Source organism: Candidatus Effluviviaceae Genus I sp. (assembly GCA_016867725.1).
Taxonomy (GTDB): domain Bacteria; phylum Joyebacterota; class Joyebacteria; order Joyebacterales; family Joyebacteraceae; genus VGIX01.
On sequence record VGIX01000035.1, the window covers coordinates 1 to 19,487 of the forward strand.

The 19,487-nt window shown below is 71.4% G+C and carries 19 protein-coding genes; 10 read left to right on the forward strand and 9 right to left on the reverse strand.

Features of this window, described 5'->3' with window-relative positions:
* The 7 genes from FJY74_07610 to FJY74_07640 all read left to right on the forward strand — a co-directional run.
* Positions 1–1,242: ABC transporter permease (locus tag FJY74_07610; protein MBM3308175.1), on the forward strand; the 1,242-nt coding region annotated here is incomplete at its 5' end.
* The gene (locus FJY74_07615; GenBank protein ID MBM3308176.1) at positions 1,239–2,180 is read left to right on the forward strand and encodes a hypothetical protein; all 942 of its coding nucleotides are present in this window, start codon (positions 1,239–1,241) and stop codon (positions 2,178–2,180) included. The genes FJY74_07610 and FJY74_07615, both read left to right, overlap by 4 nt.
* Before the next feature lie 143 nt (positions 2,181–2,323).
* Entirely contained in the window at positions 2,324–3,688 is a 1,365-nt protein-coding gene (locus tag FJY74_07620; GenBank protein MBM3308177.1) for an L-lysine 6-transaminase, read from the forward strand.
* Positions 3,689–3,778: 90 nt separating this feature from the next.
* Positions 3,779–5,029 (forward strand): hypothetical protein, encoded by a 1,251-nt coding sequence (locus tag FJY74_07625; GenBank protein MBM3308178.1) that lies wholly within the window; start codon positions 3,779–3,781, stop codon positions 5,027–5,029.
* A 9-nt stretch (positions 5,030–5,038) separates the two neighbouring features.
* Positions 5,039–5,671, forward strand: coding sequence for a hypothetical protein (locus FJY74_07630; GenBank protein ID MBM3308179.1), 633 nt, complete (start codon positions 5,039–5,041; stop codon positions 5,669–5,671).
* A 42-nt stretch (positions 5,672–5,713) separates the two neighbouring features.
* Positions 5,714–6,562, forward strand: coding sequence for a hypothetical protein (locus FJY74_07635; GenBank protein ID MBM3308180.1), 849 nt, complete (start codon positions 5,714–5,716; stop codon positions 6,560–6,562).
* A gap of 32 nt (positions 6,563–6,594) precedes the next feature.
* Positions 6,595–7,236, forward strand: coding sequence for a hypothetical protein (locus FJY74_07640; GenBank protein MBM3308181.1), 642 nt, complete (start codon positions 6,595–6,597; stop codon positions 7,234–7,236).
* Positions 7,237–7,289: 53 nt separating this feature from the next.
* Here the strand turns inward: FJY74_07640 and FJY74_07645 are convergent, their stop codons facing one another.
* Genes FJY74_07645 through FJY74_07685 form a run of 9 tightly spaced genes read right to left on the reverse strand, consistent with a single transcriptional unit; the run spans position 7,290 to position 14,246 of the window.
* On the reverse strand, positions 7,290–8,282 hold the full coding sequence (locus FJY74_07645; protein MBM3308182.1) for a GNAT family N-acetyltransferase: 993 nt from the start codon (positions 8,280–8,282) through the stop codon (positions 7,290–7,292).
* A gap of 55 nt (positions 8,283–8,337) precedes the next feature.
* Positions 8,338–9,021 (reverse strand): chromophore lyase CpcT/CpeT, encoded by a 684-nt coding sequence (locus FJY74_07650; GenBank protein ID MBM3308183.1) that lies wholly within the window; start codon positions 9,019–9,021, stop codon positions 8,338–8,340.
* A 25-nt stretch (positions 9,022–9,046) separates the two neighbouring features.
* A complete protein-coding gene (locus tag FJY74_07655; protein ID MBM3308184.1) occupies positions 9,047–9,793 on the reverse strand; it encodes a DUF2807 domain-containing protein in 747 nt (248 codons plus the stop codon).
* Between the two features lie 37 nt (positions 9,794–9,830).
* Positions 9,831–10,373, reverse strand: a complete 543-nt coding sequence (locus tag FJY74_07660) for a fasciclin domain-containing protein (GenBank protein ID MBM3308185.1) — start codon at positions 10,371–10,373, stop codon at positions 9,831–9,833.
* A 33-nt stretch (positions 10,374–10,406) separates the two neighbouring features.
* A complete protein-coding gene (locus tag FJY74_07665) occupies positions 10,407–11,399 on the reverse strand; it encodes a threonine/serine dehydratase (GenBank protein ID MBM3308186.1) in 993 nt (330 codons plus the stop codon).
* Positions 11,396–12,055 (reverse strand): DUF374 domain-containing protein, encoded by a 660-nt coding sequence (locus FJY74_07670; GenBank protein MBM3308187.1) that lies wholly within the window; start codon positions 12,053–12,055, stop codon positions 11,396–11,398. The genes FJY74_07665 and FJY74_07670 overlap by 4 nt, the downstream gene beginning before the upstream one ends.
* A 37-nt stretch (positions 12,056–12,092) precedes the next feature.
* On the reverse strand, positions 12,093–12,809 hold the full coding sequence (gene mtgA / locus FJY74_07675; GenBank protein MBM3308188.1) for a monofunctional biosynthetic peptidoglycan transglycosylase: 717 nt from the start codon (positions 12,807–12,809) through the stop codon (positions 12,093–12,095).
* Positions 12,806–14,026 (reverse strand): serpin family protein, encoded by a 1,221-nt coding sequence (locus FJY74_07680; protein MBM3308189.1) that lies wholly within the window; start codon positions 14,024–14,026, stop codon positions 12,806–12,808. Before FJY74_07680 ends, mtgA begins: the two co-directional genes overlap by 4 nt.
* A 40-nt stretch (positions 14,027–14,066) precedes the next feature.
* Positions 14,067–14,246: a hypothetical protein gene (locus FJY74_07685; GenBank protein MBM3308190.1), complete on the reverse strand. Its 180-nt coding sequence runs from the start codon at positions 14,244–14,246 to the stop codon at positions 14,067–14,069.
* A 100-nt stretch (positions 14,247–14,346) separates the two neighbouring features.
* Here FJY74_07685 and FJY74_07690 point away from each other — a divergent pair, with 100 nt between their 5' ends.
* The 3 genes from FJY74_07690 to FJY74_07700 are packed head-to-tail and all read left to right on the forward strand — an operon-like array spanning position 14,347 to position 19,365.
* Positions 14,347–17,184 (forward strand): metallophosphoesterase, encoded by a 2,838-nt coding sequence (locus FJY74_07690; GenBank protein ID MBM3308191.1) that lies wholly within the window; start codon positions 14,347–14,349, stop codon positions 17,182–17,184.
* A 36-nt stretch (positions 17,185–17,220) separates the two neighbouring features.
* A complete protein-coding gene (locus FJY74_07695; protein ID MBM3308192.1) occupies positions 17,221–18,372 on the forward strand; it encodes a saccharopine dehydrogenase NADP-binding domain-containing protein in 1,152 nt (383 codons plus the stop codon).
* A gap of 27 nt (positions 18,373–18,399) precedes the next feature.
* On the forward strand, positions 18,400–19,365 hold the full coding sequence (locus FJY74_07700) for a sulfurtransferase (GenBank protein MBM3308193.1): 966 nt from the start codon (positions 18,400–18,402) through the stop codon (positions 19,363–19,365).
* Positions 19,366–19,487 lie beyond the last annotated feature (122 nt).

A 19,487-nucleotide genomic window follows, 5' to 3' on the forward strand; every position in this document is an offset into this window, starting at 1 on the left:
GAAAGCGTGCTGGGAGGGCTCTCGTCCATCCGGACGCACAAGCTGCGCTCGGGGCTCACCCTCTTCGGCATCATCGTCGGCGTGGCGTCGGTCGTCGCGATGCACTCGTTCGTCGGCGGGATCAGCGGCCGCATCATGGCCGACATGGACAGGCTGGGCTTCGACAACGTCTTCTTCATCTCGAACATGCCGCCGAACAACCCGAACAACCTCGCGAATCTCAAGGCGTCGAAGGGGCTCACGCTCGCCGACACCGAGGTCCTTCGAAGAGAGGTCCCGGAGATCGCGCACATCTGCCCCACGCGGGAGAGCCGGCTCGTTGCGCGCGTCGGCGGCGAGGCCCGCCACACGGAGGTGTTCGGGGTCACGCCGGACGGCTTCCCCATCCTCAAGCTCGAGATCGGCGAGGGGCGCATCCTCGGCTGGCCGGACGTGGACAACCACGCCAGGGTGTGCGTGCTCGGGGAGCTCATCAAGGTGAAGCTCTTCGGCGACGCCAACGCGGTCGGCCGCGACGTGCTGCTCCGCGACGTCACGTTCCGCGTCGTCGGCGTCCTCCGGATGAAGGAGTTCTCACCGATGTTCGGCGACTCCGGGCAGGGGGAGTTCCACGAGCGGATCTACGTTCCGATCACGGCGGCCCAGCACTACCTCACGGGCTCCCGAGGCATCTCCTACTTCGCGCTCAGGCTGGCCGACGGCACCGACATCGCCGCGGCCTACGAGAAGGTCCACGCGACGCTGCTCCGCGAGCACCGCATGGTGGAGGACTTCCAGATCGAGAACGTCGCCGCGAACATCGCGGAGGCCGTCGAGGGCGTCAACCGGGTCACCCGCACCTGGAACACGATCCTCGGGAGCATCGCCGCCGTCTCGCTCCTCGTCGGCGGCATCGGGCTCCTCTCGGTGCTCATCATCTCGGTGAACGAGCGCCTGCGGGAGATCGGGATCAGGAAGGCCGTCGGGGCCTCGGACGCCGACATCTTCCGCCAGCTTCTCGTCGAGTCGGTGACCGTGAGCGCGGTCGGGGGGCTCGCCGGGCTCGGCCTGGGGGCCGGCCTGTGCAGACTGATCACGTTCGGCGCGGCGATGGCGGGCCAGGACTTCGTCATCCCGGTGTCCGGCATCGGGGCCGCGCTCGGCATCTCCTTCGCCGTCGTCATCGGCCTGGTGTTCGGCCTCTACCCCGCGGCCATGGCTGCGCGGCTCGACCCCATCGACGCCATCTCGAGGTACGCGTGACGCTCGACGACCTGACACGCGACAACCGCTCGGGCGCCTCTGCGATCGCGCGCGCGCTCGCGGAGCGGCTCTCGGAGCTGGCGGCGTCGTCCGCGGCCGCCGACCCCGGCTCGCTCTGGGACGAGATCGAGGCCGCGTGCCGGGCGGTCGTCGGCGCGCACCGCGAGATGGCCCCCGTCGTCCACGTGGCGGGCCGCGTCCTCGCCGCCGCGGAACGCGCGGTGCTCTCGGGGCTCTCCGTCGACGCGGTCGCGCAGACCGCGCGCGTGGAGTGCGAGCTGTCCGCCGAACGGGCCGACGAGGCCCTCGCCGCGCTCGCCCGGCATGGCGCCGCGCTCCTCCGCGAGCGCGCGGGCGGGGCGCCCGTCGTCACGACGAGCGCGAGCGCGGCGGTGGCGGCCATCATACGAGCCGCGGCCGAGGCGGGGGCACCGCCGCGCGTCCTCCTCTCGGAGTCTCGGCCGGCGCTCGAGGGCGTCGCCTTCGCGGAGGCGCTCTCGCGCGGCGGCTCATCGGTCGCGCTCGTGACCGACGCGGCCCTGCCCGGTCTCGCGCGCGGCGCGGGACTCGTCCTCGTCGGAGCCGACAGCGTGTCGGAGTCCGACTTCGTGAACAAGGTGGGCACCTATCCGCTCGCGCTCGCGGCGCGCGAGGCGGGCGTGCCGCTCTACGTCGCCGCCCCGCCGGACCGCTTCATCGCGGAGGCGCTGCGCGGCCGCCCGGACCGGCCGCGGGACGGCGCGGAGATCCTGCCGTCGCCACCGCCCGGCGTCTCCGTCGAGAACCGCTCCTTCGAGATCGTCCCCCTCTCGCTCGCCGCCGGACTGATCACGGAGGACGGCGTGAAGGACCCGCGCGAGGCGGCCGCCCTCGTCGGCGGGCGGGCTGTCCCGCCCGCGCTCCTCCGCATCCTCTTCTCCCCCCGGGTTTCGCTGTAGACACGCGGCTGAAAAGCGGCTATATTCCTCGTTCTGACCCCATGTTGGATGCGCGCTCGCGAGCCAGGCGCCCCGGAGCGGCCTGCAGACGCCCGAGCGCCCCGAGACGCCGCCACACGGCGGATTCGAACGGAGGAGCCCGCATGACGAAGCAGCCTGCAAGGAACCCCGGCATCACGCCCGACAAGGTGCACGACACCATCGCGGCACACATGCTCGCCGACGGGTTCGACATCGTCTTCGACCTCGAGAAGAGCCGAGGGAGCTACCTCCACGACGCCCGCTCGGGCAGGAGCTACCTCGACTTCTTCACGTGCTTCGCCTCGTCGCCCATCGGCTACAACCACCCGGGCCTCTTGCACCCCGGCTTCCTGAAGAAGCTCGCCCGGGTCTCGGTCAACAAGCCCGCCAACTCGGACCTCTACACGGTCGAGATGGCCGAGTTCGTGGACACGTTCGGGCGCCTCGCGGCGCCTCAGGAGCTCCCCCACCTCTTCTTCATCGAGGGCGGCGCGCTCGCCATCGAGAACGCGCTCAAGACGGCGTTCGACTGGAAGATCCGGAAGAACATCGCCGCGGGCGTGAACCCGCCCGACGCGCCGGAGAAGCGTCTCAAGGGCACGAAGGTCATCCACTTCCAGCAGTGCTTCCACGGGCGGTCCGGGTACACGCTGTCGCTCACGAACACGGCGGACCCGAACAAGACCAAGTACTTCCCGAAGTTCGACTGGCCGCGCGTGCTCAACCCGAAGGCGGTCTTCCCGCTCGAGGGGAAGAACCTCGAGGACGTCAAGGCTCGCGAGGCCGAGGCGCTCGCCCAGATCCGGAGCGCGATCGAGGAGGACCCGGCCGACGTCGCGGCCATCATCATCGAGCCCATCCAGGGCGAGGGCGGCGACAACCACTTCCGCAGCGAGTTCCTCCGCGAGCTCAGGAGGATCGCCGACGAGAAGGGCGTCATGCTCATCTTCGACGAAATCCAGACCGGCATGGGCCTGACGGGCACCATGTGGTGCTTCCAGCAGCACGGCATCACGCCGGACATCGTGGCGTTCGGGAAGAAGACGCAGGTCTGCGGCATCATGGTCTCCGACCGGGTGATGGAGGCGCCGGACAACGTGTTCGTCGTCGCCTCGAGGATCAACTCCACGTGGGGCGGGAACCTCGTCGACATGGTCCGATGCCAGCGGTACCTGGAGATCATCCACGAGGAGCGGCTCGTCGAGAACGCCGCCGCCGTCGGGAAGCGCCTGCTCGCCGGCCTTCAGACCGCGGTGAAGGCGTCCGGGGAGAAGGCGACGAACGTGCGCGGGCTGGGGCTCATGTGCGCGTTCGACCTCCCGACGACCGAGATGCGGAACGCGGTCCTCGCGAAGCTCCGGGAGAACGGCACGATGGCCATCCCGTCCGGACCCATCGCCGTCCGGTGCAGGCCGCCGATCACGCTCTCCGCCGAGGAGGCGGACCGGGGCGCCGAGAGCCTGGAAAAGACCTTGAAGCGAATCTGACCCTGTGGCAGACTGTGCCGAGACCGGCGCGGCGCCGACCGGCACCGCGCGCAGCGGCGCACCGAACCCGACGAAGGAGCCTCGAGCACCGTGAGGGTTCCGGCCACAGCCAGGCGCCCGTTCACCCGGTGCCTGACCATAGCGTTCGGAGCAGGCGTCCTTGCCCTCACGGGCGGGGACGCCTTCGCACAGACGGCCCACGACGCGCCGTCGGCCGACACGCTCGCGATCCCCGTCGTGTGCGACGTCGCCGCGGGGGACGTTCCGGACGACGGGGGCGGCCAGCTCCGCGTCACCTGGGGCGCGTTCTCCGAGGAACCGAAGGGCCCGCCCATCCTCCGCTACGAGATCCTGCGCTACGCGGCGGGAGAGGAGCCGCGGGTCGTCGGCGAGGCGTCGGCTGGCGACCGGCAGTTCGTCGACGGCGAGGCCGCCGACGGCGTCCCCTACCAGTACATCGTGCGCACGGTGACGGCGGCGGGCGCGCAGGACTCCGACGCCTGCCCGCCGGCCGTCGCCTCCGCGCAGTGGTTCTCGATGTCGCGCCTCTCCACGTTCGTCGTGGGCGTCCTCTTCTGCGGCGCCGTGCTCATCCAGATCGCGCGCGCACGGAGGGGGATCGATCTCTTCGTGCGCAAGATCCCCGGGCTGGACGCGGTGGACGACGCGGTCGGCCGCGCGACGGAGATGGGCCGCCCCGTGCTCTTCGTGCCGGGCATCGAGACCGTGAGCGAGATCGGCACGCTCGCGGCGCTCACCATCCTGGGCCACGTCGCGAAGAAGGTCGCGCAGCACGGCACGCCCCTCATCGTCCCCTGCTCCGACGCCATCGTCATGACGACGGCGCAGGAGATCGTGAAGCAGGCCTACACGGAGGTCGGGCAGGCCGACCTCTACGATCCGTCGAGGATCTCCTACCTCACGTACGACCAGTTCGGGTACACGGCCGGCGTGGACGGCATCATGCTCCGCGAGCGGCCCGAGGCCGTGTTCCTCCTCGGCTACTTCGCCGCGGAATCGCTCATCCTCGCCGAGACGGGCTACGAGATCGGCGCGATCCAGATCTCGGGCACGAAGGAGACCTCGCAGCTTCCGTTCTTCGTCGCGGCGTGCGACTACACGCTCATCGGCGAGGAGCTCTTCGCGGCGTCGAGCTACCTCTCCCACGAGCCGGTGATGCTCGGGAGCCTCAAGGCCCAGGACCAGGGCAAGCTGTGGATCGTGGCCTTCCTCGTGGTCGTGATCGTGCTGGGCTCGATCGGATACGCGGCGACGCCGGACGGCTCGTCGGCGCTCTGCAGAGCGTTCGACGCCGTCCGGGCGTTCTTCGCCAGCGCGTAGGGTGGAACGATGAAGCGAGCGGTTCCCATCACCATCACCTTCCTGACGGGGTTCTTCCTCATCGTCTCGTTCTTCGTGCCCCACGAGCCCTTCGGGGAGCTCGAGCAGCGCCTGCTCGTCTGGTTTTCCATCGTGTCCGGGTTCACGATGCTGCTCGGCGTGGACAGCCTCGTCAGGCACCACTCGCGCATCGTGACGAGGCGGCGCGGGGGCTGGGGGCACAGCGTGGCCCTCCTCCTCGGGCTCGCCCTCACGGTCGTGCTCGGCGTCATCGGCTTCGCCCGGTACGGAAGCCCGTTCCACATGCTCTCGCCGTTCATGTACCTCTACACCCACTCGATCGTACCGCTCCAGGCGACGATGTTCGCGCTGCTCGCGTTCTTCATCGCCTCGGCGTCGTACCGCGCGTTCAGGGCGAGGAACGTGGTGGCCACGCTGCTCCTCGTGTCGGCGGTCATCGTCATGCTGGGGCGCGTGCCGATCGGCGCGGCCATCTCGCAGTTCTTCCCGGCGGCGCAGGAGTGGATCATGGACTGGCCGCAGCTCGCGGCCAAGCGCGGCATTCAGATCGGCGCGGCGCTCGGCGCCGTTTCGATGGCGCTCCGCATCATCCTCGGCATCGAGCGGAGCTACCTCTCGTAGACCGGCAGCGGGCGCGCGGGCGCCCGCCGGAGGGCACGACCGGTGCCTGAGAAGCAGGGCAAGGGGTTCTGGGCCGCGATGAACGCCCTCGACAGGAGGATCATCTTCCTCGTCCTCCTCGTCGTCGTCGCGATCCCCCTGCTCATCAGGGTCGGCGGCGAGATCCCGCCGACGGCCCCCGTGCGCCGCGCGTACGACGCGGTCGAGGCCCTCAAGCCGGGCGACGTTCTCATGGTCTCGATCGACTTCGACGCGACCTCGGCGCCCGAGCTCCTGCCGATGCTGCGCTCGGTGCTCCGCCAGGCGTTCGAGAAGGACGTCAAGGTGGTCATGCTCGGGCACCTCGCCATCGGCCTGCCCCTCGGCCACATGATCCTCGAGGAGGTCGCCGCCGAGTGCGGCGCGGAGTACGGCACCGACTACGTGGACCTCGGATACCGGCCCGGGTACATCGCGGTCATGATCGCGATGGGCCGCGAGATCGCCGACGTGTTCGCCGTGGACTACCAGGGCACGCCCATCAGGGACCTCGAGGTCACGAAGAACCTCCACAACTACGACAACGTGAGCCTCCTGTTCGGCTTCGAGCACGGCGCCGTGCTGGACTACTGGGTGCGCTACGCGAACGCGCGGTTCGGCGTCCCCATGGCGTTCGGCACGACGGCCGTCATGGCGCCGGACGCGTATCCCTACCTTCAGTCGAACCAGATCGTCGGCCTCGTCGGGGGCCTGAAGGGCGCCGCCGAGTACGAGACGCTCACCGGGCGGCCGGGACTGGGCACGCGCGGGATGCCGGCCCAGGAGTGGGGGCACATCCTCGTGATCGTCTTCATCGTCCTGGGCAACGTCGGGTACTACGTCACGAAGGTCCGCCGGAAGACCGCCGCGTAGCGGCGCGGTCGCGCGGGCGGCAGAGGAACGACATGGAGACGGCCCACATCGGGACCATCATCGGGACCTGGCTTGCGGGCTTTCTGACGCTCGCGATCCTCTCGTTCCTCTACAAGGACAACCCGTTCTACAAGTTCGCGGAGCACCTGTACGTGGGCGTGTCGGCGGGGTACTGGGTGATCTACGTCTGGGGCTTCGACGTGTGGCCCATGCTCGTCGGCGGGTTCCAGCGGGAAACCGGGTTCGAGAAGTGGATCCTCCTCGTCCCCGGCGCGCTCGGCGTCATCATGCTCTCGCGGTGGTTCCCGAGGACGGCGTGGCTGTCGCGGTGGTCCATCGCGTTCACGGTGGGCGTGGGCGCGGGCCTCGGCGTCACCGGCAACCTGCAGGGCTTCGTGGTGCCGCAGATCGAGGCCACCCTGCTGCCGATCTCCGGGTTCAACGTCGTGAGCGTGAACAATCTCATTCTCGTGGTGGGGGTCATCTCGACGATCCTGTACTTCTACTTCTCGAAGCCCCACAAGGGCGTCCTGGGCGGCGCGGCGAGAGTCGGCATCGTGTTCATCATGATCTCGTTCGGCGCGTCCTTCGGCTACACGCTCATGGCGCGCATCTCCCTCCTCATCGGAAGGCTGCACTTCCTTCTCTCCGACCTGCTGCATCTCGTGAAGTAGCCGGGAGCGCCGCGGGGCGGCCGGCGCGGTCCGGCGAGGCGACGCGCGTCCCCTCAGCCCGCCCAGCGCGAGCAGAGGATGGCGCTCTGTGGAAGGAAGGCGACATCGGGCGCGGAGCGCTCGACCATTCTCACGGCCGCTCTCCGCGCGAGGAAGCCCCTCGACAGAAGCAGGGCGACCGCGGCGTGGTGCTGCCCGCTCACGCCCAGGTACAGGCTCGAGAAGCCGACGCGGGTCGCGCGGCGCCAGACGTGCCTGAGCAGCGCGTCCACTGCGGCCTCCTCGTCCGCGCCCGGCCGCACGGCCAGCGCGTGGAGGTACGCCCGCCCCGACGTGTCGTGCTCGCGGAAGGGCGCGGTCCTGAGCAGCGCGAACCCGTCCACGCGGCCGCCGCGCCCGAGCGACAGAAGCGTCTCCCCCACGCCGTGCTCGCGGTACGCCGCGACCTCGCGGGTGTGGTCGAGCCCCGGCCAGACGGCGTCGCCCACCTCGCGCACGCCGCCGAGCAGCCGCCTCCGCGACCAGGCGTCCTCGTCGTCCCACACGCGGCAGCCGTCCGGGAGCGGGCCGCTGAACCGGTCGGCCTCGCGGATGAGGGAGAGCTCGAGGACGAGCGTGGGCGCGCACGGCAGGAACCCCACGCGGGTGTACAGGCCGAGGTTGGCGCCGCTCTCCGGCATCGTCTCGAGGCCGACGGTGGCGGAGCGGTCGCGCAGATGCGCCACCGCCCGCTCGACGAGCCGGCGCCCGACGCCCAGGCCCTGAAGCTGCGTCGGCACGCCGAAGGTGCCGAACCAGCCGACGCTCCCCCACGTCCTCGTGAAGATGAACCCGGCGATGGAGCCCTCGCGCGCGACGGCGACGAAGTTCCCGTCGGGCTCGAACGACGTCGCGTACCGGAGCTCCTGCGGCGTCCGCTCGGCGAGCGCTTCCGTCTCGCGGCGGTGCGTCCGGTACCAGTCCGTGAAGACGCCGGCCTCGATCTCCGCGACCGCGGCCAGGTCGCTCTCGACCATCGTCCGGACGCTCAGCTCAAGCGACGACACGCCGATCCCCTCCGGAAGATGCCGCGGGCCGCGGGGTGATCGCTCCCCCGCAGGCTCAACGCGCCTCGTGGTCTCTCTCCACGCGGTCGAAGACGTACCCGCCCGTCACGGCGCCCCAGACCTGCTCGCCCGACTCGTCGAAGCCGCGGTCCCACGTGACGAGCCCGTCGGGCGACAGCAGCACGGTGGACGTCGCGTACGCGGCGCCGCGCAGGTCGCTCGCGCAGCCACGTCCCTCCGTCCCGCCCTCGAAGGAACCGTCGGCGCGCGGCCGAAGGAGCACCTCGCACCCCTCGCGGAGCGACAGCGAGTCCGGGTTGAGAGCGTCGAACGCGTCCGGTCGGCCCCACGCCCCGACGAACCGCTCGGGCCGCGGGAGCACGTAGACGTCGCTTCTGACCTGCGCCCCGTCGTCCGTCACGCGGTACACGCGCTGGCGATATGGCCGCTCCTCGGCGCCTGCGACCGCCTGCTCGACGTAGAGCCACCTGCCGTCGTCCCGCCCGGCCCAGATGGGCGCCATCTCGAGCCTGATGTCGTAGTACGAGGAGTCGGCCTCCGCCTGGGCGCGGCTGCTGAACGAGCCTGCGAGGAGCCCCGCGACCCGATCGGCGAGCGGGGGGCCCCCGCCCACGCCAACGCCCGTGTCCGCGGGGGTTCCGTCGTCCCGCCCGGCCCCCGCTGCTGCCGCATGCAACGCCGCGAGAGCGAGGGCGCACGCGACGACGCGAGCGCGCATGGGTCTCCTCCCGTCGGTCCTTCCGCTAGATCTCCGTCCCGCGCGACCCGAGCGACTTCACGTCGCCCATGCCCGACACGGACTTCGTCACCACCGGCTCGCCGTAGTAGGAGACGGAGCCGACGCCGCTCACGCGCGCCTCGAGCGTCTCGGTGGCCCAGATGACGGCGCCGCCGGTCCCGCTGATCCCCACGACCGCGGTGCGGCTCGCGAGGTCCGCCGCCTTGTACGAGCCCGCGCCGCTGATGGCGATCTCCTGCGCGCCCACGGCGCCGGAGATCGCGATGTCGCCCGCGCCGCTCACGGCGACGGACAGCGACTCCGCCTTGAGGTTGCCGACGCTCACGTCGCCCGCGCCGGACACGGCGATGCTGAACGCCGCGGCCTCGACGGAGTCCGCCGTGACGTCGGCGGCCCCCGAGACCGCGATCTCCTCAAGGCTCGTGAACGAGACCGTGAAGGTGACCCCCTGTGTCGGCCTCGGGTTCGAGAGCTTCCCCTTCCCCGCCGTGTCGAGATAGAGCGTGCCGTCGCGCACCTCGGTGCGCACGCACGCCATCAGGTTGTCGTCCGTCTCGACGACCACGCCCTCTTCGGCGCTGCGGACGAGAACCACGGTACCGATGCCGGCCGCCGCCACGCGTCGAAACCCCGTGGCGTCGCGCTTCTCGCTCACGATGGTCCCGGAGCCCGGCAGGCCGCCGCCCACGACCCGACAGGCCGGGAGCGCCAGCATGAGAAGCGGCAGCATGAGAAGCGTCCAGCGTGCCATGCGAGACCCTCCTTCCTGCTCCACATTGCCTCCTGCCCTACCGCGCCGGAGGCGTGAGCACCCTGTCGATCGCGTGGACGACGCCGTTTAAGGCCACGATGTCCGTCCGCGTCACCCGCGCGTCGTTGATCATCACCGTGGTGTCCTCGATGCTCACCCGTAGCTCCCGGCCGCTGACGGTCACCGTCGAGATGATGTTCGCGACGTCCGTCGCCAGGATCGTCCCGGGCACGACGTGGTACTGAAGGAGCGCCCTGAGCGCCTCGGCCTTCTCGGGTCTGAGCAGATCGTCCAGCACGCCGGGCGGAAGCGCCGCGAACGCGGCGTCCGTCGGCGCGAAGAGCGTGAACGGCCCGGGGCCCTTGAGCGTCTCGGCGAGCCCCGCGGCCCCGACGGCCTTCACGAGCGTCCCGAACGACCCGTCCGCCGCGGCGACTCCGACGATGTCGACCGCCTGCTCCCGAGGCGGCGTCTTGGTCGCCGGCTCGGGCGTCTTCCGCTGACAGCCCCCGAGGACCACCAGAAAGCCGATGGCCGCGACCGCGATCACAAGACCGTACAGCCTGCTTCGCGCGCGCATGCTCACCTGCCCTCCTTCCGCCGACCGGCGGCGCTACAGCACGAGCCGCCGGAACTCGGCCACGTCCACGTTCCCGCCGCACACGATGACGACGGCGTTCGCGCCGGGCACGCGGGCGACCGCGTCGCGCATCCGAAGGAGCCCGGCGACGGCGACGCCCGCCGCCCCCTCGATCACCAGCCTGTGCCTCTCGAACACGAGCCGCATGGCCGCGCGGATCTCGTCCTCGCTCACGAGCACCCACTCGTCGACGAGGGCCTTGCAGAGGTCGAGCGTGATGGCCCCGGGCTCGACGCCGCCGGCGGTCGCGTCGGACAGCGTCGGGCCGGACTCGAGGGAGACGATCCGTCCGGCCTTGACCGACTCGCTCATCACGGCGGACCGCTCGGGCTGGCACCCGATGACGGCGACCGGCTTCCTCCCGGACTTGAGGAACCCCCCGACCCCCGAGATGAGCCCTCCGCCGCCCACCGACGCGAAGACGAACCCGACCGAGCCCATCTCGCGCATGAGCTCGACCGCGATCGTGCCCTGCCCGCCGACGACCTCGAGGTCGTTGTAGCCGGACACGTACGTCTGCCCTGCGGCGCCGGCCTCGGCCCGCGCGGCCACCTCGGTCTCCACGCAGTCGCGCCCGCGCGCCTCGGCGACGACGCCCTCGCGGGCGAGCGCCTCCGCCTTCTCGGGCCGCGCCGTCTCGGGTACGAAGACCCTGCAGGGGATGCGCAGGAGCCTCGCCGCGTGCGCGACGGCGAGGCCGTGGTTCCCCGTCGAGGCCGCGATGACGCCGCGCGCGCGCTCCTCGGGCGTCATGGCAAGCAGCCGGTTCACGGCGCCGCGGAGCTTGAACGAGCCCGTGATCTGCAGGTTCTCGAGCTTGAGAAGCACGTGCGCGCCGACCGCCGACGACAGGTCGGGAGACGGCTCGAGCGGCGTCTCGCGCACGTACCGGCGGATCCGCCGCTCCGCGCGCAGGACCGCGTCCTTCACGTCGAGCGAGAGCCGCGCTCCGTCCGCCCATGTCATGTGTCGCGTCCCTCCGCCGCCGCGCCCGCGGCCAGCCGATCCGCCTCCGCCGTGAGGTCCGAGAGCGTCCGGTCGAGGTCCTCGGTGGTGAGCTGTCCCTGCGCCGCCGCCAACAGGGGCTCGCCGAGGACGATGACGCACCTCGAAAACGGCCGCGGCAGGAGGTATCGGTCCCAGGTCCCGGGGAGCGTCCACCCCCGCCGGGCCGCCGTCGCGACCGGCACGATGGGGCATCCGAGCTGCCTCGCGGCCAGGACGATCCCCGGCTTCGACCTCAGCGGCGGCCCCTTCGGCCCGTCCACCGCGACCGCGACGGCATGGCCGTCCTCGACGGCCCGCCTCATCCCGAGGATGGCCTCGAACCCCCGCCGCCTGCGCGACGCGCGGATCGGCAGGTACCCCAGCCGCGCGAGCGTCCGCGCCTGGACCTCGCCGGCCCAGCTCACGGCGGTCACGATCGCGATGCCCCACGTCCTGAAGTTCGCGGCGAGCAGGAACTGCCTCCCGTGCCAGAACGCGAAGAGCACGCGGCGCGCGTCCACGCGTTCGAACGACGGGTGCTTCACCCACTCGACGCGGAGCGTCCGCGCGTGGAGCGCGATGAAGCCCGACGCGAGGAGCGCGAGGAGCTCCAGGCACCACCGCGCCCTCGTCACGCGCCTGCGGAGCCTCCGCAGCGCCGAACGGCGCGGCCTAGACCGCTCCCCCCCAGAAGCGCTCAAGGTACTCCCTGCCGCCGATCCGGTCCATGAACCGGAGGATGTTGTACGTCCGGCGCCTGAGGTAGTCGGACGGCCTGTCCGCGTGAAGCCGTCGCGGGCTGGGCAGCACGCCGGCGAGGAGCGCGGCCTCGTGCCGGGTGAGCTCGGACGGGTGCTTCCCGAAGAACTCCTGACTCGCCGCCTTGACGCCGAAGATGCCGTCCCCGAACTGCGCCGTGTTCAGGTACACCTCGAGAATGCGCCGCTTGGGCCACAGCGCCTCGATGAGGACCGTGTAGTACGCCTCGAGCCCCTTCCTGACGACGTTGCGCCCCGGCCACAGGAACAGGTTCTTCGCAACCTGCTGCGAGATCGTGCTCGCGCCGCGGAGCCGCTTGCCGCGCTCGCGGTCCTCGATCGCCTTCTCCACGGACTCCAGGTCGAACCCGAAGTGCTCGCTGAACTTCTGGTCTTCGGCGGCGATGACGGCCACCTTCACGTGGTCCGAGATGTTGCGGTAGGCCACCCACTCGTACCTGAACCGGTACCCTTCCCTGGACCTCACGAGCTCCCCGACGCGGTCCTGCACCATGAACGCCGTCATGGGCGGCGGCACGACGAGGAACGCGAGCACCTGTGCGACGGTCACCGCGAGGAACCACTCCCCGACGCGCGCGAGCAGACGACCCGGCGGCACGCGGCAGCTCATCCGCCGGCGCCCCCGGCGGCGGGGTCGACGAGACGCCCGATGAACAGCACGGCGCCGGTCTCCCGCTCGCGGATGAGAAAGAGGAACGGGTGGTCGGCGCGGAACTCGACGGCCTTCTCGGGCATCTCGAACGACGTCCTCGCCATGACGACCGCCGTCGCGGCCGCCGCCTCCGTGCCCTGCTCGTCAACGTCCACGAAGGCCTTGTGGAACACGTCCGAGATGAAGATCTCGCCATCCTTCGCCATGCCGGTGAAGTCGGCCTGACCCGGATCGAACGCCGACGCCATCCCGAGCGCGCCGAGCGCCTGTTTGAGGGAGAAGCTCCTCTCGACTCGGAACCTCGGCAGCGAGAGCGCGACCCGGGCCGGCGCGAGCGACGAGGTCCACTCCGCCAGGGACTCGGCGGACAGCGCGGCCTCGACGGCGGCGAGCCCGTCCGTGGACCGTGGGAGCACGACGACCATGGAGACGGCGCCTCCGCGGTACGGGAGCTCGACGACCTGCGCGAGGTCGTTCTCGCCGTAGGCCATGGTCGCGGTCCGCCGCATCATGGGAACGGGCCGCTCAACGCCCGCGGCGACGTGGAACGGCGCGTCCGAGGTTGCGTGTGCCTCGAACGGCTCCGCCCACGCGGCCTTGAGGTAGATCGCGTTGACGAGGACGAGCACGGTGAGCCGATCCACGGCGCCGGACGGGATGAGCTCGGCGATCTTCCCCTCGGTGCGCCCCTCGACCCACGCGTTGATCTCCTGCCGCGCCGCCTCCGCGGCCCCCACGAAGTCCGCGGGCTCAAGTCCCGCCTCGTAGAGCGACGTGACGAGCGACGCGTAGGATTCAAGGAGTGGGAAGGTCCGCTCGAGCCACAGACCGTTCGCGGTGCGGAGCGTGATGGAGCCGTCGGCCTCGAGGGCCGCGAGGCGGCCGCGAAGCTCCGCGAAGGCGAGGTGGAGCCGCTCCTGCGGCAGCCCGAAGCGCAGGGCGGCGGCCATGTCGGCTTCCGTCTGCGAGCGGGCGCCGGCGTAGGTCATCCCGAGCGCGGTCGAGACGGAGAGCGGCGAACAGAACAGGTTGCCCGGCTCCTGCGCCAGGACCCGGTAGAGGTCCACGGCGAACGCGGTGTTGCCGGCAACGAGTGCGGCGTCGTCGCCCTGAGCGGCGGGCACCGCAAGCACTGCGGCCGCCGCAAGCGCGGCGGACACGAAACGGAGGATCATGTCGGCTCCTTCCCCAGGCCGAACCTGCCGCCCGCGGCGGTCAGGGCTTGCTGCGGTCCCACAGAAGGGCCAGCGCGATCGCGATGAGCGCGATGTTGCCGGATGCCCTCGAGAACCCCTCCGGCCACACCCCCATGATGGGGCCGAAGAACACGGACACGACGGCCAGCACGAACGCGACGGCGGCCAGCATGACGAGAATCCAGATGAAGCTCCGCATGGCATCCCTCCTTACGGTCCGGGCCCGTTCGGGGCACATTGTCGAACCGGACCGCCACCGAGTCAAGCGCTTTGGCCCCGGGGGGTTTGACCGCCGGGCAGTGCAGGCGTATCATGGAAACGGCCGCAGGCCACGGGGTTCAGGTTCGCACCGGATCCCGAGGAAGCGCCGCGCGGCGGCACCCAACCCGGAGGCTCACATCACGCGCCCGCTCAAGCGTCATGAGGCGTCGGCAGCAGCCGGCGCGCTGCTTCTTGCCCTGCTTCCCGCCACCGCGTCGGCGCCTCTTCACCGAGCCGCGGTCGCCAGGGTCATCACCGATACCGCCGACCTGCTGGGCGGCCCCCGCGCCGAGGGACAGGTCGGCGACATCCTCCTCTCGAACGAGGCGGTCGCCTTCGTCATCGAGGCAGTGGACCACCCGCACAACGGCTGCCTGTCCGGTGGGCACGTGATCGACGCCGGCGCGGCGCCGCTCTGGCTCGACGAGCTCGTTCAGTGCGCGACGCTCCTTCAGGCGTGGCCGAGGCAGGCGGTGTACGACACGGTGCGCATCCTGAGCGACGGCTCAGGCGGCGAGGCGGCCGTGCTGGCCGTCGGGAGGGACTCCGGCAACGCGAACCTCACCGTGAGGACGGTCTACTCGCTGCGGGCGGGCGACGGCTTCACGACCGTGCGGACGGAGATCGCAAGCGGCGGGGCCGCCGTGCCCGGATACCGCGCGGGCGACGCCGTCGCCTGGGGCGACGTCAGGCGGTTCCTCCCGGGGTACGGGTTCGATGAGATGTGGACGTCGAGCACGACGGAGTGGCTGGGCGGGAAGGGAACGACCACCTGCTACGGGTACGCGGTGGCCGCCGGGCTCTTCCCCGCCACGCACGCCGGCGCGCGGTCGGAGACCACGCCGCTCGAGACCGACATCCCCGCCGGCGGGTCCGTCTCGTTCACGCGCTTCGTCATCGCCGCCGGGCCGGACCTCGCCGCCGTGAGCGACGAGGTGCACGTCGTCCGCGGGACGGCGACCGGCGTGGTCGCGGGCAGAGTCACGGACGAGACCACCGGGGACCCGGTCTCCGGCGCGCTGCTCGACATCGGCGTCACGGCGACCGCGCCGTACACGCAGGCCGTCGCCGGCGCGGACGGCCGGTACGAGGCGACGCTGCCCCCGGCGAGCTTCACGGTGAAGGCGACGGCCGACGGCTACCTGGAGAGCACGGCGCGCGTCACCGTCGCGGCCGGGCAGTCCGTGGAGACCGACTTCGTCCTACGATCCAGCGCGTGGGTGCCCTCGTACGGCGACACCCTCACGGTCATCGCGCGGCCGATCATGTCCGTGCCCGTCATCCGGACGCCGGGGTCGTCGTTCGTCATCCAGGCGCTGGCGCCGTCCGATGCTGCGGGCTGGCAGGCGAGTCTCACGGGCCACGGGCCCGAGCGCCCGTTGAGCCTCGCGGGCGCCGCGTACTCGGCGGACTGCGAGCGCTGGACGATGACGGCGACCGTGCCGTCCGGCGTCCCCGCCGAGCTCTACGACCTCAGGCTCCGGGCGTCCGGCGGCATCGACGACACGGCGGCGCACGCCGTGGCCGTCCGCGATTCCATCGGCAGCTCGTTCTACGTGGTCCACATCACCGACACGCACTTCCCCACCCACAGGTACTGGGACCAGTCCGGCGCCGACACGGACACGACCGAGATCGACGACCTCCGAGCCCTCATCGAGGACATCAACCTCATGAACCCCGACTTCGTCATCCACACGGGAGACCTCGTCAACGAGGGCGAGCTCGAGGACTTCCTCGGGCGGCGGTACTTCACGAGGGCGCAGCGCGTGCTCGGGGAGCTCACGGTGCCGCTCTACATGGTGCCGGGCAACCATGACATCGGCGGGTGGACCGACACGCCGCCGCCGGACGGCACGGCGCGGCGCGCGTGGTGGCGTTTCTTCGGGTGGCGGCAGCTGGGCGACCCGCCGCCGGGCGACCTGCGGCGCACGCAGGACTACTCGTTCGACCACGGCGGCGTGCACTTCACGGGGCTCGAGGCGTACGACAACTACGACGGCTGGCGCTACCCCATCTACGGCTCCACGAGCTTCACGGGCGGTCAGCTTGCCTGGCTCGCCGACGACCTCGCCCTCGCGGGCGCCGCGACGCCGAAGGTGCTCTTCTACCACATGGACTTCGCCGGCCAGCTGAACCTCCACGCGCTCGGCGTGGACTGCGCGCTGTGGGGGCACGTCCACCGGACGAGCGGGTCGCTCGCGGCGCCACCGTACAATCTCTCGCTCAACGCCGCCTGCGACGGGCGGCGCGCGATGCGCGTGGTGCGCTTCGAGAACGGGACCGTCCTGCCGCAGCCGGCGCTCGCCGCCGGCGCGAGCGGCCAGCGGCTCCGCGTCGACTACGATCCTGCGAACGACGGGACGGCGGCGCGCGTGTCGGCGACGATCGTCAACGAGCACCCGCAGGCGTTCGAGCACGGGCTCGTGAGGTTCGTGGTGCCGGCGGACTCGGTCCCCTACGAGGCGGAAGGCGGCGCGCTCCGGCAGACGGTCGTGGAGGGCGCGACGGCGGTCTGCTCCGTCGGCGTCCCCATCTCGGCCTCCGGCATCGTGACGGTGAGCGTCCGCCCCGGCCCGCGTCCCGAGCCGCCGGTGACGGAGATCGCGCTCCACGCGGCGAGCCCGAACCCGGCCGCGGCGGCCGCCACGGTGCGCTTCGCGCTGCCGGAGGAGGCGGACGTCGTTCTCGAGGTGTTCGACCTCGCGGGCAGGAAGGTCGCGACCCTCCTCGACGGGCGCGCCGGGCCCGGCCCCGGGCAGGTCGCGTGGGACCTCACGGGCCCCGGCGGCGAGCGCGCGGCGTCGGGCATCTACTTCGTGCGGTTGACCGTGGGCGCGACCGCGCTCACGAGCAAGCTCGCGATCGTCAGGTGACGTGAACCTGGGCCGTGCAGCGACGGAGGCGGCACCGTGAAGCTCCTTGTCGTCGGCGGCGGCCTCATGGGCCGCGCGGCAGCCTATGACCTCGCGAGGCAGCCGGACGTCGCGCAGGTGGTCATCGCTGATCTGAACAAGGACAGGGCCGCGGAGGCCGCCCGGTTCGCGCGGTCCGAGAAGGCCGTGCCGCTTCGGCTCGACGCGCGGGACGCGGACGCGGTCGCCGCGGCGTTCTGCGGCGCGAAGGCCGCGCTCGGGGCCGCGAGCTACGATCTCAACCTCGGGCTCTCGTGCGCCGCCATCGCGGCGGGCGTCCACTGGTGCGACATGGGCGGGAACAACGCGGTCGTGGACGCCCAGCTCGCGCTCGACGAGGAGGCGAAGCGCGCGGGGGTGACGGTCATCCCCGACACGGGGCTCGCGCCGGGCATGGTGTCCCTCCTCGCGATGCACGGCGTGCGCTCGATGGACGAGGCGCGGACCGTCCGCCTCCGCGTGGGCGGGCTCCCGCAGCGCCCGAGGCCCCCGCTCAACTACGCGCTCGTGTTTTCGGTGCAGGGGCTCATCAACGAGTACGTCGAGCCGTGCGCCGCGATCCGCGACGGGCGGCTCGTCACGGACATCGAGCCGCTCGTGGACGTCGAGGAGATCTCGTTCGCGCCGCCGCTCGACCGGCTCGAGGCGTTCAACACGTCGGGCGGCACCTCGACGCTCCCGCGGACGCTCCTCGGGAGGGTGCGCGACCTCGACTACAAGACCATCCGCTACCCGGGGCACGCGGCGATCATGCGGACCCTGTTCGAGCTGGGGCTCCTGTCGCGCCGCGAGGTCGAGCTCCGCGGCACGAGGGTCGCGCCGCGCGACGTGCTCGAGCGGCTCATCGCCGAGCACGCGCCCAGGACCGAGGACGACCTCGTGCTGCTGCGCGTCACGGTGGAGGGCACGAAGGGCGGCCGGCCCGCGCGCGCCGTCTACGAGATGGTTGACAGGAAGGACCCCGCGACGGGGCTCACCGCGATGATGCGTGGCACCGCGTTCCCGTCGGCGATCGTGTGCCTCATGATGGCGCGGGGGCAGACGAAGCCGGGGGCGACGCCGCAGGAACTGGCGCTCGACGCGGACGCGTTCATCGCCGAGGTGAGGAAGCGGGGGCTACCGCTCGAGGCATCGTTCGAGGTTCTCTAGGGGACCGCTCGGTCAAGGAGGCACATCATGCGCGGAACGCGCCTGTCCGACCTCGTCTCGATCGCCGTCATCGCGGCCGCGCTCGGTCTCGCCAGCTCCGCGGCCGCGCTCGGTCTCGCGGGCCACGCGGGCGCCTCGGGCGCGGGTGAGCCGTCGCCGGAGCTCCTCGTCGAGCCCGCGTGGGTCGCGGCGGCGCTCGGGACGCCGGGGCTCGTCGTCATCGAGATCGGCCGCGACCTCTACGACTTCGAGGCCGGGCACGTGCCCGACGCCGCGTACGTGGACAAGGCCTGGATCACGCGGGAGGTGGACGGCGTCCCGGGCATGCTGGCGTCGGACGAGACGATGACGGTCGTGCTCGAGGCGGCCGGCGTGAACGATACCTCGACCGTTGTCATCTACGATGAGTCCTCGAGCCTCTGGGCGTCCCGTCTTTTCTGGGCCATGGAGCGCTTCGGGTTCGACGACGTGCACGTCATGAACGGGGGGTGGGGCCAGTGGGTGCGCCTCGGGCTTCCCGTCGAGACCCACCGCCCGCACACGGGAGACGGACACGTGACGCTGGTCCCCGACGAGTCCCGCCTCGCCGCGAAGGCCTGGATGGTCGAGCACCTGGAGGACCCGGGCGTCGTCATGCTCGACGTGCGGACGGACGAGGAGTACTCGGGCGCGAGGTCGATGTCAGAAGCGGCGGGGCGCATCCCCGGCGCCGTGCACGTGGAGTGGCTGCGGGCGCTCGTGGGAGACGGAACGGGGCTCTTCCAGCCGGTCGAGGCGCTCCGGGAGATCTACGAGTCGGCCGGCATCACGCCGGACCGCGAGGTCGTCGCGTACTGCCAGGTCGGGGCGCGCGCGACGCACACCTACCTCGCGCTCCGGCTCGCGGGATACGAGCGCGTGAGGGTGTACGACGGCTCGTGGGCCGAGTGGGGGAACGACCCGGCGTTGCCGGTGGAGGCGGACGGTCCCTCGCGCAGGGTCATCCCGCGCTAGCGGCAGAACGCTTTGATCGTGCCCCAACTGGTGCGTTGAGCGAGCGACACCTGCTCATTCAGGAACAGGTAGATGAGGTAGTCGCCGCCACAGACAAGCAAGTCCGGATCGCCATCCCCGTC